The following is a 12,941-nucleotide window of genomic DNA, read 5'->3' on the forward strand; positions in this document are numbered from 1 at the left end:
ACGGGGCGCGGGTTTAAGGGGACGCCTGCGGCTCGCGCCAGGGCGCCAGGGCCTCGAGCAGCGGACCCAGCCTGTCGGCGTACGGGGCCCAGGCCGCCTTGCGGTCCTTGATGATGCCCCCGCGCATCTGCGGGCTGCTGGCGGTGGCCACGGCGCCGGGGCGGTCGAGCGTGGTCGCGGCCGTGTCCCACGGCAGCTCGCAGAAGGCGAGGACCCGGCGCATCACGCCCTCCGGATCGGCCACCAGCTCGTCGTAGCGCACGTCGAGGATCCGGCCCGGCATCACCGCGTGCCAGTGCGCCATCAGGCCGCGGTACTGGCCGTACCACTCGGCCAGCTCGCGCTGGTCGTAGGAGAACGTGTTCACGTCGGAGAACATCGTGCGCAGGTTCGAGAAACACGTGTCGACCGGGTCGCGCACCGTGTGCAGGATCCGCGCATGCGGCAGCGCGCGGGCGATGAAACCCAGGTGCAGGAAGTTCGACGGGAGCTTTTCGGTCAGCACCGCCCTGCCCTTCGCGCGCGCCGCCGTGTGTTCGAGGAAGCGACGTCCGAGCGCGGCGTAATCGACCTTGTCCGCCCGGCGCACGAGTTCGGCGTCGAGGACGCCGCGGCTGCGGTAGTCGGCGAAGTAGCGCATCTGCGAGGCGAACGAATACGTCTCGCCGCCGTCGGTGACGTCCGGATGCCCGCCGAGCAACTGTTCCAGCAGCGTGCTGCCGGAGCGGTGCATACCCACCACGAACACCGGGCGATACGGCGCCGGCTCATCGGCATGCGGCTGGCCTGCCGCGACGAAGTCCGCGTCGCACAGCTTCGCCAGGCCTTCGTACATGCGTCGCGCATCGGTCCGGTCGTGCGGCGACAGCTGGCGCTTGGTGCGGCAGGCATGTTCCAGCGCCTGCCACGATTCGTCGTACGCGCCGATGTCGTGCGCCTCGTTGTGCACGGCGTAGGCCAGGTACACGCGGCTTTCGCTGCCGGCCGGGACGCGCGGGATGAGCGCCTTCATGCGCGCGACGTGGTTGTTTTCAGGCGTCTGCTTGCGCAGGCGCGAGAGCACCCAATGCGCCTGCGCATACGTCGGCAGGATTGCGACGCACTGTTCGAGTTCGTCTTCCGCCTGCTCCATCTGGCCGAAGAACATGTGCACCACGCCGCGGAAATAGCGCGCGGGCGCGTGGCGAGGATCGCGTTGCACGGCCAGGTCGAGCAGTTGCATCGCCAGTTCGTTCTCGCCGCTGGTGCTGACGAGCATCGCCACTTCGGTGAGCCATGCCGCCGAGCGGCGTTCCTGCCAGCGCGAATGCGCCAGGCACTCCATCAGCAGTGCAGGCTCGTTGAACAGCCGCAGCGCGCGCGCGAGGTTGAGCACGGCCTCGTCGCCCTGCGGACGCGCGGCGAGCGCGCGCACGGCGTACTCGCGCGAATCGCGGTAGCGCCCCAGCGACAGCGCCATGCGGGAGGCACGCAGCATCGCCATGACGTGGCCCGGATCGTGTTCGAGCACGCCGTCGTACGCGGTCAGCGCGGCCGCCCATTGGCCCTGCTTCGCGTAGGTCTCGGCGCGCTGCCAGAGCGTTGCGGCGTTCATGTCCAGTCCCGTGGCGGTTGCATGGGCAGCGGCGATCCCAGGTGCGGCAGCACGAAGCGCTGCGCCCAGTCGCGGGCGCGTGCGAGTTCAGCGCCGAAGCGTTCCTGGACCATGCGCGCTTCCCGTGCGCGTTGCTCCGCACTGTATTCCACCGACATCGCCTTCGCATTGCGGTGGGCGACCTCGCGCGCGCGAAGGCGCAGCGCGTCTTCCGGCGATGGCATCCGCCACCAGCGCGCGCAGGCGACGACGACGTTCTCGGGATCGTCAGCGAGGGTCGCGAAATCGAGCACGCGCACGCGTTCGCCGAAATCGCGCACGAGCCCGGCGAGCAGGTCGCGCTGTGCCGCCCATTGCAGTGCGACCGCGCACAGCAGGTCCGGCGGCTGCAACGCCTGCGCCGGAAGGCGCTGGTGGAGCGTTCCGGCGCTCAGCGCGCGCTCGGCGAGTTCCGGTACTTTTGCCTGCGTTTCCGGGGTTTTCTTGATGTTGGAGACGAGGAAATCGTCCAGGGTCGAGGTCAGCAGCACCGCGCGGCTTTCCGGCGTCGCGCGCAGCAGGTCCGGCGCGATGTTGAGCGCCGCGTGCGTGGCCTTCACCAGCACGCTGCCATCGGGCGTCCACGGACGCGAGAGCAGGCGTACCGTCGTGTCGCACAGGCCGTCGATCGACCAGCCCGAATGACGTGCATCGCCGAGGCGCCGCAGCACCAGCGGTTCCTTCAGCGCGACCTGGAAATCGGGCACGTGCGCGGCGCGCGCGAGCAGCGTCGAGCCGCAGAACGACGTGTGGAACAGCCAGGCCGGCGCGCGCTGCGACGGCAAACCGGCGAAGCGGTCGGCCGGCACGTGCTCGATCGACGCGAGCGTCGCGTCCAGTCGCGTGTCGAGGAAGGTCGAGCGTTCGAGCACTTCGACGTCGAGTGTCGCCATGTCGAAGCGACGCTCCGGCACGTGAAGGTCGACGGGAAACCAGCGCGCATCAGTCGCGCGCACCGGCAACGTTGCATCGAAGCTCGCCGTCTCCACGCGCCCTCCCGGGATGATTGCCTGCTCGGGTGCGTCAGGCGGGAGCGCGCTGGCGCTCGAACTTGATCGCGAACGTGTACCGCGGCGCGTAGCAGATGCGGTTTGGCGGCCGACCGACGTGCTTGATCGCGCCGTCGAAGATCACCAGCCGGCCCGGGCGCGGCTGCACCGCGGCGGCGACTTCGTCGTTCGCGTCGAAGAACATCGTCTCGCCGCCCCATTCCAGGTCCCAGTGCTCGCACAGGTACCACAGCGCGGTGAGGTCGTGCTGGTCGGGCAGGCAGTCGGTATGGCTGAAGAGCATGTCGCCGAAGGTCGCGACGTTGGTGTACGCGCGGTACGGGCGGTAGCCGTACTCGCGCGTGGTGAAGCCGAGCACCGCACGCGCGGTGACGTCGAAAATCGGCTGCTGCACGAGCGCTTCGAGCTTGATTTCGGTCGCCCAGTGCTTGTGCTCGGCCGTTTCCGGCCGGGCGACTTCGGTACGCGTGAACGCGGCCTTGGCCAGGCCGCGCACGTAATCGGCCACGTTGGGCAGGTGGCCGTCGAACACCCGCAGCGGGCGGCCGTCGATCTCGAATTCACGACTGGCCGCGAGCGCGGCGGGGTTCGGTGTCATGCAGGCCTCAGTTCTGCAGCGCCTTCGCGATGCGCTGCTGTTCGTCCTTCAGCGCCTGCGGCATGCGCGGGCCGTACTCGTCCAGGTACTCGCCGATGCTGGCGAATTCGGCCTGCCAGCCTTCGCGTTCGAAACCGAACAGCTTGGCGCGCGCTTCGTCGGTGAGTTCCACGCCGTCGAGGTTGATCTCGTCGTCCTTCGGCAGGTGGCCGATCGGCGTTTCGACCGAACCGGCTTCGCCCTTCACGCGCTGGATCATCCACTCCAGCACGCGCAGGTTCTCGCCGAAGCCCGGCCACAGGAACGAACCGTCGTCGCCCTTGCGGAACCAGTTGACGTGGAAGATCTTCGGCAGCTTCGCGCCCGCCTGGTCGAAGGAGAGCCAGTGCGTGAAGTAGTCGGCGAAGTTGTAGCCGCAAAACGGTTTCATCGCCATCGGATCGCGGCGCATCACGCCCACGGCACCGGTTGCCGCAGCGGTGGTTTCCGAACCCATCGCGGCGCCGACGAGCACGCCGTGCGTCCAGTCGCGGGCTTCGAACACCAGCGGCACCAGCGACGGACGACGCCCACCGAACACGATCGCGCTGATCGGCACGCCGGCGGCGTTTTCCGCTTCAGGCGAGTAGCTCGGGCACTGCTTGGCGCTCACGGTGAAGCGCGAGTTCGGGTGCGCGGCCGGGCCCTTGGCCGCGTCGTACGCGTTGCCACGCCAGTCGGTGGCCGGCTGCTGGCCGTCGTCGAGGCCTTCCCACCACGGCTGGTTGTTGGCGGTGACGCCGACATTGGTGAAGATCGTGTTGCTCTGGATCGACTTGAGCGCGTTCGGGTTCGACTTGGCCGACGTGCCCGGCGCGACGCCGAAGAAGCCGGCTTCCGGATTGATCGCGTACAGGCGGCCATCGGCACCCGGGCGCATCCAGCAGATGTCATCGCCCACCGTCCACACCTTCCAGCCGTTGGCGCGGTAGCCCTCCGGCGGAATCAGCATCGCCAGGTTGGTCTTGCCGCACGCGGACGGGAATGCCGCGGCGATGTAGTGCGTTTCGCCCTGCGGGTTTTCCAGGCCGAGGATCAGCATGTGTTCGGCGAGCCACCCTTCCGAACGTGCCTGGTGCGAGGCGATGCGCAGCGCGTGGCACTTCTTGCCCAGCAGCGCGTTGCCGCCGTAGCCCGAACCGAACGACTTGATCGTCAGTTCTTCCGGGAAATGCATGATGAAGCGGCGCTCCGGGTCGAGTTCGCCGATCGAATGCAGGCCGCGCACGAACTTGCCTTCGCGCTCGATGCGCGCCAGCGGAGCCGCGCCCATGCGGGTCATGATGCGCATGTTCGCCACGACGTACGGGCTGTCGGTGATTTCCACGCCGCAACGCGACAGCGGCGAATCGATCGGGCCCATGCAGTACGGGATCACGTACATCGTGCGGCCCTTCATGCAGCCGTCGAAGAGCGCGTCCATCTTCGCGTGGCCGTCAGCCGGCGCCATCCAGTGGTTGTTCGGGCCGGCGTCGTCCTGCTTCGTCGTGCAGACGAAGGTGAGGTGTTCGACACGGGCGACGTCGTCCGGATGCGAGCGGTGCAGGTAGCTGTTCGGATGCGTGGTCTCGTTGAGCTTGATCAACGTGCCGTCGGCCTGCATCTGCGCGATCAGCGCGGCGTTCTCGGCATCGCTGCCATCGCACCAGTGGATGGCGTCGGGCTTGGTCAGCGCGGCGACTTCGGCGACCCACGCATTGAGCGCGGCGAGCTTGCTGCCTTCGCTCCCCGGGGCGACGGCAGGTTGTTTGGCGACGTCATGGGAAATGGCATTCATTGCGGAACTACCTCCAGCGGGGGCCGGCTTTATGGGAAATCTGGCTGACGATCGGGCTCATGCTGAAGGAATCAGCGTGGCCATCATGTGCTCGACGTAGGCCTCGAATTCGTCGTGCTGCATGCGCGCCTGGTGCAGCTGCAGGTTCAGCTGCAGGAAGCCGACATAGGCGGCATACAGCAGGCGCGCGCGGTGCTGGGCGTCGGTACGGCTGAGCCCGGCCTGGCGGAATGACGCGGTGAGGTACTCCAGGCGACGCTCGGACACGCGTCCGATCACCGGCTGCACCGCCGGATGGTCCAGCGCCTTGAGCAGCTCGGAATAGATGACGTGCGACTTGAATTCGTGCGCGACCAGCGTGAACAGCGCGCGCAGGCGCTCGCGCGGGTCGGAAATGGGTTCGAGCTGGCCGAAGACGGTTTCCTGCTCGACCTTCTCCCAGCGCTCCAGCGCGGCGACGAGCAGCGCATCGCGGGACGGGAAATGCCAGTAGAAGCTGCCCTTCGTCACGCCGAGCCGGCGCGCGAGCGGTTCGACCGCAACCGCGGCGACGCCTTGTTCGGCAATGAGGTCCAGCGCGGCCTGGGCCCAGTCGTCGGCGCTCAGGCGGCCGGTGCGTTCAGGCGCGGATCGTGCCTGTCCCGTCCTCTCGCCGGTTGCGCGTTCGCCGGGACGGTCCTGTCCGGCTCCTTCGTGCTTGGTCTGGGCGTCTGAGCTCATGGTTTCCAGTTTAACCATACGCCAGCGGCGGGAACAGTATGCAGGCCGTCAAGAACCCCGAAAGAAGGCATGAAGGCGAGCCGGTCTGGCAAAGGTGCGGTTGACAGTAGCGCGGCGATCTTACCATACTCGCCCGTATGGCAAGCGTTTGATGCGCGCGCTTGAATGCCGAGCGGTAAACGGGATGTTCCCGGAAAGGCACCTGCGCATCGCCGCGACCCGACCACACTTACCTTTAATACGTACCGCCGCACCGCTGCTGGAGCGCTGTCATGAGCATCGCGATTCCCTTCATTGCCTTCCTGCTGGTCGGCGCCATCGCCGCCTACCACCGCCTGCGACTGCCGGTCTGGGCCGCGCTGACCGCCACCGCGCTGGTCGCGTGCTGGCTCCTTGGCGCCAACGGCACGGCCACCATCGTCGCCGCCGTCGTCACCGCGGTGATCGCGGTGCCGCTGCTGCTGCCGCAGTTCCGCCTGCCGTTCATCACCAAGCCGCTGCTGGGCTTCTACACGAAGATCCTGCCGCCGCTGTCGGAAACCGAACGCGTCGCGCTGGAAGCCGGCACCGTCGGCTGGGAAGGCCAGCTGTTCTCCGGCAAGCCCGACTGGGACGTGCTGCACAACCAGCCGCGTCCGACGCTGAGCGCCGACGAGCAGGCCTTCCTCGATGGCCCGGTCGAAGAACTGTGCAAGATGATCGACGACTGGCAGATCACCCACGTCGACGCCGACCTCTCGCCGGAGCTGTGGGATTTCATCAAGAAGAACAAGTTCTTCGGCATGATCGTGCCGAAGGAATACGGCGGCCTGGGCTTCACCGCGCTGGGCAACCACAAGGTGATCCAGAAGCTCGCGTCGATGTCCTCGGTGGTGTCCTCCACCGTCGGCGTGCCGAACTCGCTCGGCCCGGCCGAGCTGCTGATGCACTACGGCACGCAGGAACAGAAGGACCATTACCTGCCGCGCCTGGCCGACGGCCGTGAAGTGCCGTGCTTCGGCCTGACCGGCCCGTGGGCCGGTTCGGATGCGACGTCGATCCCCGACTACGGCATCGTCTGCATGGGCGAATGGAACGGCGCGCGCGTGGTCGGCGTGAAGCTGACGTTCGACAAGCGCTACATCACGCTCGCCCCGGTCGCCACGCTGATCGGCCTGGCGTTCCGCATGTACGACCCGGAAGGCCTGATCGGCGACAAGCAGGACATCGGCATCACGCTCGCACTGCTGCCGCGCGACACCGCCGGCGTCGAGATCGGCCGCCGCGCGATGCCGCTCAACAGCCCGTTCCAGAACGGCCCGATCCGCGGCAAGGACGTCTTCATTCCGCTGAGCCAGCTCATCGGCGGCGAAGCCTACGCCGGCAAGGGCTGGCAGATGCTGGTCGAGTGCCTGTCGATCGGCCGCTCGATCACGCTGCCGTCCACCGCGTCGGGCGGCTCGAAGTTCGGTGCGGTCGTCACCGGTTCGTATGCGCGCATCCGCAAGCAGTTCGGCCTGTCGGTCGGCCGTTTCGAAGGCGTGGAAGAAGCGCTGGCCCGCATCGGCGGCAACGCGTACACCATCAGCGCGCTGGCCGAAGCCTCGGCCGCGGCCGTGGCGCGCGGCGAACTGCCGGCGGTGCCGTCGACCATCTCGAAGTACCACTGCACCGAGCTGGGCCGTGAAGTCGCGCGCGACACGATGGACATCATCGGCGGCAAGGGCATCATCCTCGGCCCGCGCAACTTCGCCGGCCGCAACTGGCAGGCCGCGCCGATCATGATCACGGTGGAAGGCGCGAACATCATGACGCGCTCGCTGATGATCTTCGGCCAGGGCGCGATCCTGTGCCATCCGTGGGTGCTGAAGGAAATGAAGGCGGCGACGCTGCCAGACCCGGCCGAGCGCCTGCGCGAGTTCGACCGCAACCTGTTCGGCCATATCGGGTTTGCGATCTCCAATGCGGTGCGTTCGTTCTGGTTCGGCCTGACGTCGGCGCGCCTGGGCAAGGCGCCCGGTGACGCCTACACGCGTCGCTACTACCGCAAGCTCAACCGCTATTCGGCGGCGCTGGCACTGTGCGCGGACACCTCGATGCTGCTGCTCGGCGGCAAGCTGAAGTTCAAGGAATCGCTGTCAGGCCGCCTGGGCGACGTGCTGAGCAACCTGTACATCGCCAGCGCGCTGCTCAAGCGCTACCAGGACGAAGGCTGCCCGGTCACCGACCAGCCGCTGCTGGCGTGGTCGATCCACAACGCGACGTTCAAGATCGAGAAGGCGTTCTCCGGCGCGCTGCGCAACTTCCCGATCCGTCCGGTCGGCTGGCTGCTGTGGGCGCTGGTGTTCCCGCTGGGTCGTCGCGCGCAGTACCCGAGCGATCGCCTGGGCCACAAGGTCGCTTCCTTGCTGATGTCGCCGAACGAAGCGCGCGATCGCCTCGGCAAGGGCGTGTTCCTGACGCCTACCGCCAACAACCCGGGCGGCCGCATCGCCAGCTACCTGCAGAAGGCCGTGCTCGCCGAGCCGGTGGAGCGCAAGTTCCTGAAGGCGCTGAAACAGAAGGGCATCGAGGCGCACGATTTCGCCTCGCAGCTCGAGGAAGGCGTGCGCGAAGGCTGGATCACCGCCGACGAGCGGCGCCAGCTGGAAGAGCTGCGCGAGCTGACGATCGACACGATCAGCGTCGACGACTTCGATCCGTCCGAGCTGCGCGCCGCCACCTCGGAAATCGGCAAGCGCGACAGCCGCTACGCCGCCTGAGGCGACGCGATCTGAAACCAACGACGGCGGGCATGTCCCGCCGTCGTCGTATCCGGCCACTGGAACACGTCCGCCATGTCCACGCCCCTGCTCTCGCTGTATCGCAAATTCACGCGCTGGCCCGCCGGCCACTGGCTGTTCTCGCGCGCGATCTGTTTCAAGGCGCCCTACTTCGGCACGATCGCGCCGCGCATCGTGTCGCTGGAGCCGAACCGCTGCGAGGTGCGCATCGCCGACCGCCGCCGCGTGCACAACCACATCGGCACGGTGCACGCGATCGCGCTGTGCAACCTGGCCGAACTCGCCGCCGGCGTGATGACCGACGCGACGCTGCCCGCGTCGATGCGCTGGATTCCCAAGGGCATGACCGTCGAATACCTGAAGAAGGCCACCGGCACGATGCACGGCGTCGCGACGCCGGAGGTTCCGGTGGTCGAATCCACGTCGGGTTACGAACTGCCCGTCACCGTCATCGTGAAGAACGACGCGGGCGAAGCCGTGTTCCGCGCGTCGATCGCGATGTGGGTGTCGCCGCGAAAGTGAGTTTCCGCGTCAACCGACGAACCACAGCGCGGCCAGCGCAACCAGCGCCGGCACGGCCTGCACGAAGAAGATCCGCTTGTTGACCGTCGCCGCGCCGTAGACGCCGGCGATGACCACGCACGCGAGGAAGAACGTCGCCACGTCTCGGCGCTCGCCGATGATCGACCACACCAGGCCCGCGGCAAGGAAGCCGTTGTAGAGGCCCTGGTTCGCCGCGAGGGCCTTCGTCGATTCGGCCTTCTCGCGCGAGAGGCGGAAGACCTTCATGCCGAGCGGGCGCGTCCAGAGGAACATTTCGAGCACGAGGAAGTACGCGTGCAGGAGTGCGACGAGGGCGATCAGCAGCAGCACAAGCATGGACATTCCGATTCTCCGCGTGACTGCTTCTGGAAGCCGTCATCCCGGCGAAGGCCGGGATCCAGGCTGGCAAGCGCACCGTAGCGTTTGCTGCGGCGTGATGCACGTGTTCGTTCAGCGTGCCAAGCCTGACGCGAAGCGATGCGGCGGACGACGTGACGGTCTGGATCCCGACCTTCGCCGGGATGACGCTGGTCTCGAAGAATGCGGCGAGCGCGCTCGATCCTGGCTGAAACTTACGACGTCGCCGGCTGCGCCTCCGCCGCCGGCGTCGCTTCCACGCGTCGCGACATGCGCCAGCCGATCGTCGCCGCGCTGAGCGCCGCCAGCGCGCTGATGCTGGCGAAGCCGCCGGTGGTCACGCCCAGCGTGCGCAGGGCGTTCATGCCGAGCGCGATGGCCGTGTCGCCGAAACGCCACACCGCCGTGTCCACCGCGTTCTGGCCCTTGTAGCGGACGTTGCGCGGCACGCGCGCGTAAAGGCTGTGGCGGGCCGGTTCGGCCATGCCGTACGCGAGGCCGCGGCTGACGATCAGCGCCAGTGCCACGGCGGGCAGCCCGAAGGCCATCGGCGCGTGGGGATCGGGCGAGAAGACGACCAGCGACAACGCGAGCATGCTCACGATCGCCCACACCAGGATCACCGGCCCCGGCCCGCGACGCGGCAGCAACCAGCGCGTCAGCGTGAGCTGGGTGATCGCGGTCAGCAGGTTCGCCACCTGGTCCACGCGCGCGGCGAAGGCAGTGCGCGAGACCGCATCGGTCAACGCCGTGCCGGAATAGTCGGCCACCAGCGCGTAGTTCACCGTGCCGATGCCGTCGGCGAGCAGCAGCAGGATCGCCATGTTCCGCATGAACGGATCGGTGAACACCTGCTTCAGGCCGTCGAGCATGCCCCCGCCGATGGGCGCCTCCTGCGCGGCTTCGAAGCGGCGTTCGCCATGCGTTCGCGCCCAGCGCCCGAGCAGCACGATGCACACCACCGCCAGCCCGAGCAGCGACGCCGACACCAGCAGCAGCGGCGCGACGCCGATGATGTTCACCAGCGTCGCGGTGAGCGTCGGGCCCGACAGTGCGCCCGCGGTGCCCGCCACCGCGATGATCGGGAACAGACGCTTGGCCTGCTCGACGTTCCAGATGTCGGACATGAAGATCCAGAACACCGACACGACGAACAGGTTGAACACGCTCACCCAGACGAAGAACACCGTGCCGAGCGCGCGCGGACCGATGAGCGCCGGGTCGGCGAACAGCGGCACGAACGCGAACAGGCAGCCTATGAAGAACAGGTACACCAGCGGCACGACGATGCGCCGCGAGTAGCGGGCGATCAGCCACGCGAACACGGGCGTGAGGATGAGCGTCGCGATGAACGTCGCGCCGTAGAACCACGGCAGCTGCGTCGAACCGACCGCGGCCACGAGTTGCTCGCGCAGCGGCCGGATCACGTAGTACGCCGCGAGCACGCAGAAGAAGTAGGCGAACGACAGCGCCACCGCAGGCCATTCGCCGCCGCGGACGCGGGCGCCCGTTGCTGCGGGCACGCCTTCTTCGTGAGCCTGCGGCATCGCGGTGGGAACTCCGGGGACGATGGCGCGAGTCTAACCGGCCCCGATGACCGGGCTTTGCCTCACTCGCCTGCCCGCCCCGCCCGCCATGCCCGAAGCGGGCTTGGGCGCGGGAACGGGTGCGCACGGGGAGCATTTGCTCTAATGGCGCCACTTACGGTCGGCCGGCAACTCGGCGGTTCGGGACAAGGGCACACGTGTTCGACTACATCATCATCGGCGCCGGCTCGGCCGGCTGCGTGCTCGCCAACCGGCTCTCCGCCGATCCCGACGTCAAGGTCCTGCTGCTGGAAGCCGGCCCGCGCGACAGCCACCCCTTCATCCACATGCCCGCCGGCCTGGCGAAGCTGGTGAACAACCGGCGCGTGAACTGGGATTACCACACCGCACCGGAGCCGGCGCTCGACGACCGCACGCTGTGGTGGCCGCGCGGCAAGGTGCTGGGCGGCTCCAGCTCGATCAACGCCATGTGCTACACGCGCGGCGTCCCCGTCGATTACGACGAGTGGGCGATGCAGGGCGCGACGGGCTGGGACTGGAACTCGGTGCTGCCCTGGTTCCGCCGCAGCGAACGCAACTCGCGCGGCGCCGATGCGCTTCATGGCGACGACGGCCCGCTGTACGTGTCCGACCTTCGCTACAGCAATCCGCTTTCGCACGTCTTCGTCGAAGCCGGCCGGCAGGCGGGTTTCGCGGTCAACGACGACTTCAACGGCCCGCGGCAGGACGGCTTCGGCCTCTACCAGGTCACGCAGAAGAACGGTGCGCGTTGTTCGAGCGCGGTCGCCTACCTCGACCCGGTGCGCCGTCGCCCCAACCTCACCATCGTCACCGGCGCACAGGCCAACCGCATCACCTTCCAGCACGGCCGCGCGAACGGCGTGGTGTATCGGGCGAATGGGCGCGCCTTCCACCAGGCCGCGGCGCGCGAAGTGTTGCTGTGCGGCGGCGCGCTCAACTCGCCGCAGATGCTGATGTTGTCGGGCATCGGCCCGGCGATGCAGCTGCGCCGGCACGGCATCGACGTGGTGGTCGATGCGCCGCAGGTCGGCGAGAACCTGCAGGATCACCTGGACATCTGCACGCTGCGGCATTGCCCGAAGCCGATCACCTACGACCGCCTCAGCGACGCGCGCATCGCGTTCGACTACTACCTGCGCGGGCACAGCGGCATCGGCTCGAGCAACATCGCCGAAGCCGGCGGCTTCGTGCGTTCGCGCCTTGCGCCGGACGAACGCCCCGACATCCAGCTGCATTTCGTACCGGCGATGCTCGACGATCACGGCCGCCATCGCCTACCCGGCGACGGCTACACCGTGCACGCCTGTTTCCTGCGGCCGCGCAGTCGCGGTCGCGTGCGACTGATGAGCGCGCATGCCGGCGACCACGTGCGCATCGAGGCGAACTACCTCAGCGATGCGGAGGGCTTCGACCTGAAGATGATGGTCGAGTGCGCGAAGCTCTCGCGCGAACTGCTCGCGCAGCCCGCGTTCGACGAGTACCGCGGCGCCCCGATCTTCCCCGCGCGCGACGACCTCGACGACGACGATCTCGTCGCCTTCATCCGCGCGAAGGCCGAAACCATCTACCACCCGGTGGGCACGTGCCGCATGGGTTCGGACGCATTGTCGGTGGTCGATCCGCAGTTGCGTGTGCGCGGCGTCGAAGGCCTGCGCGTGGTCGATGCATCGGTGATGCCGACGCTCATCGGCGGCAACACCAACGCGCCGACGATGATGATCGCCGAGCGCGCGGCCGACCTCATCCGCGCCGGCTGATGGTCCTGAGCCGCGCAATCTGAACGCGCCGGTTCGCGCAGTCTTCACGCAGTCGGGCGCATCCACAAAAGTGAATACGAAAAAGGGCGGCTCACGAACTGCGACACAGTCCACTAAAGCCTGAAAAATCAGTGCTGTGTTGCGGAGTGTTGCGCTGCCCCCTGAGATTGGCGCTAT

General features: G+C 67.9%; 10 protein-coding genes. 3 read left to right on the plus strand and 7 right to left on the minus strand.

The genetic code is table 11. The features are described from left to right. Positions 1-13 precede the first annotated feature (13 nt). Genes ABIE51_RS16300 through ABIE51_RS16320 form a run of 5 tightly spaced genes read right to left on the minus strand, consistent with a single transcriptional unit; the run spans position 14 to position 5,777 of the window. On the minus strand, positions 14-1,594 hold the full coding sequence (locus tag ABIE51_RS16300) for a tetratricopeptide repeat-containing sulfotransferase family protein (RefSeq protein WP_192631480.1): 1,581 nt from the start codon (positions 1,592-1,594) through the stop codon (positions 14-16). Continuing rightward, entirely contained in the window at positions 1,591-2,622 is a 1,032-nt protein-coding gene (locus ABIE51_RS16305) for a hypothetical protein (RefSeq protein WP_192631481.1), read from the minus strand. The genes ABIE51_RS16300 and ABIE51_RS16305 overlap by 4 nt, the downstream gene beginning before the upstream one ends. Before the next feature lie 34 nt (positions 2,623-2,656). Further along, positions 2,657-3,241 carry a 2OG-Fe(II) oxygenase gene (locus ABIE51_RS16310; protein WP_115843392.1) on the minus strand — a complete coding sequence of 195 codons (585 nt, stop codon included), beginning with the start codon at positions 3,239-3,241 and terminating at the stop codon, positions 2,657-2,659. A 7-nt stretch (positions 3,242-3,248) separates the two neighbouring features. Beyond that, positions 3,249-5,057, minus strand: a complete 1,809-nt coding sequence (locus ABIE51_RS16315; RefSeq protein WP_192631482.1) for a phosphoenolpyruvate carboxykinase (GTP) — start codon at positions 5,055-5,057, stop codon at positions 3,249-3,251. 57 nt (positions 5,058-5,114) lie between these two features. Continuing rightward, complete coding sequence (locus ABIE51_RS16320) at positions 5,115-5,777, minus strand: TetR/AcrR family transcriptional regulator (RefSeq protein ID WP_192631483.1); 663 nt, start codon at positions 5,775-5,777, stop codon at positions 5,115-5,117. Between the two features lie 272 nt (positions 5,778-6,049). Here ABIE51_RS16320 and ABIE51_RS16325 point away from each other — a divergent pair, with 272 nt between their 5' ends. Together ABIE51_RS16325 and ABIE51_RS16330 are read left to right on the plus strand one after the other, a co-directional pair. After that, entirely contained in the window at positions 6,050-8,518 is a 2,469-nt protein-coding gene (locus ABIE51_RS16325; protein WP_192631484.1) for an acyl-CoA dehydrogenase, read from the plus strand. 75 nt (positions 8,519-8,593) lie between these two features. Next, complete coding sequence (locus ABIE51_RS16330; RefSeq protein WP_192631485.1) at positions 8,594-9,061, plus strand: hotdog fold domain-containing protein; 468 nt, start codon at positions 8,594-8,596, stop codon at positions 9,059-9,061. Positions 9,062-9,070: 9 nt separating this feature from the next. Here ABIE51_RS16330 and ABIE51_RS16335 read toward each other — a convergent pair whose 3' ends face one another. Continuing rightward, positions 9,071-9,424, minus strand: coding sequence for a DUF1304 domain-containing protein (locus ABIE51_RS16335; protein WP_192631486.1), 354 nt, complete (start codon positions 9,422-9,424; stop codon positions 9,071-9,073). Between the two features lie 230 nt (positions 9,425-9,654). Next, positions 9,655-10,962 carry an NTP/NDP exchange transporter gene (locus tag ABIE51_RS16340; protein ID WP_354504532.1) on the minus strand — a complete coding sequence of 436 codons (1,308 nt, stop codon included), beginning with the start codon at positions 10,960-10,962 and terminating at the stop codon, positions 9,655-9,657. Positions 10,963-11,183: 221 nt separating this feature from the next. Here ABIE51_RS16340 and ABIE51_RS16345 point away from each other — a divergent pair, with 221 nt between their 5' ends. After that, positions 11,184-12,764, plus strand: coding sequence for a GMC family oxidoreductase (locus ABIE51_RS16345; protein WP_192631488.1), 1,581 nt, complete (start codon positions 11,184-11,186; stop codon positions 12,762-12,764). Positions 12,765-12,941: the final 177 nt, after the last annotated feature.

It is taken from the genome of Lysobacter sp. OAE881 (assembly GCF_040546665.1).
GTDB lineage: Bacteria > Pseudomonadota > Gammaproteobacteria > Xanthomonadales > Xanthomonadaceae > Lysobacter_J > Lysobacter_J soli.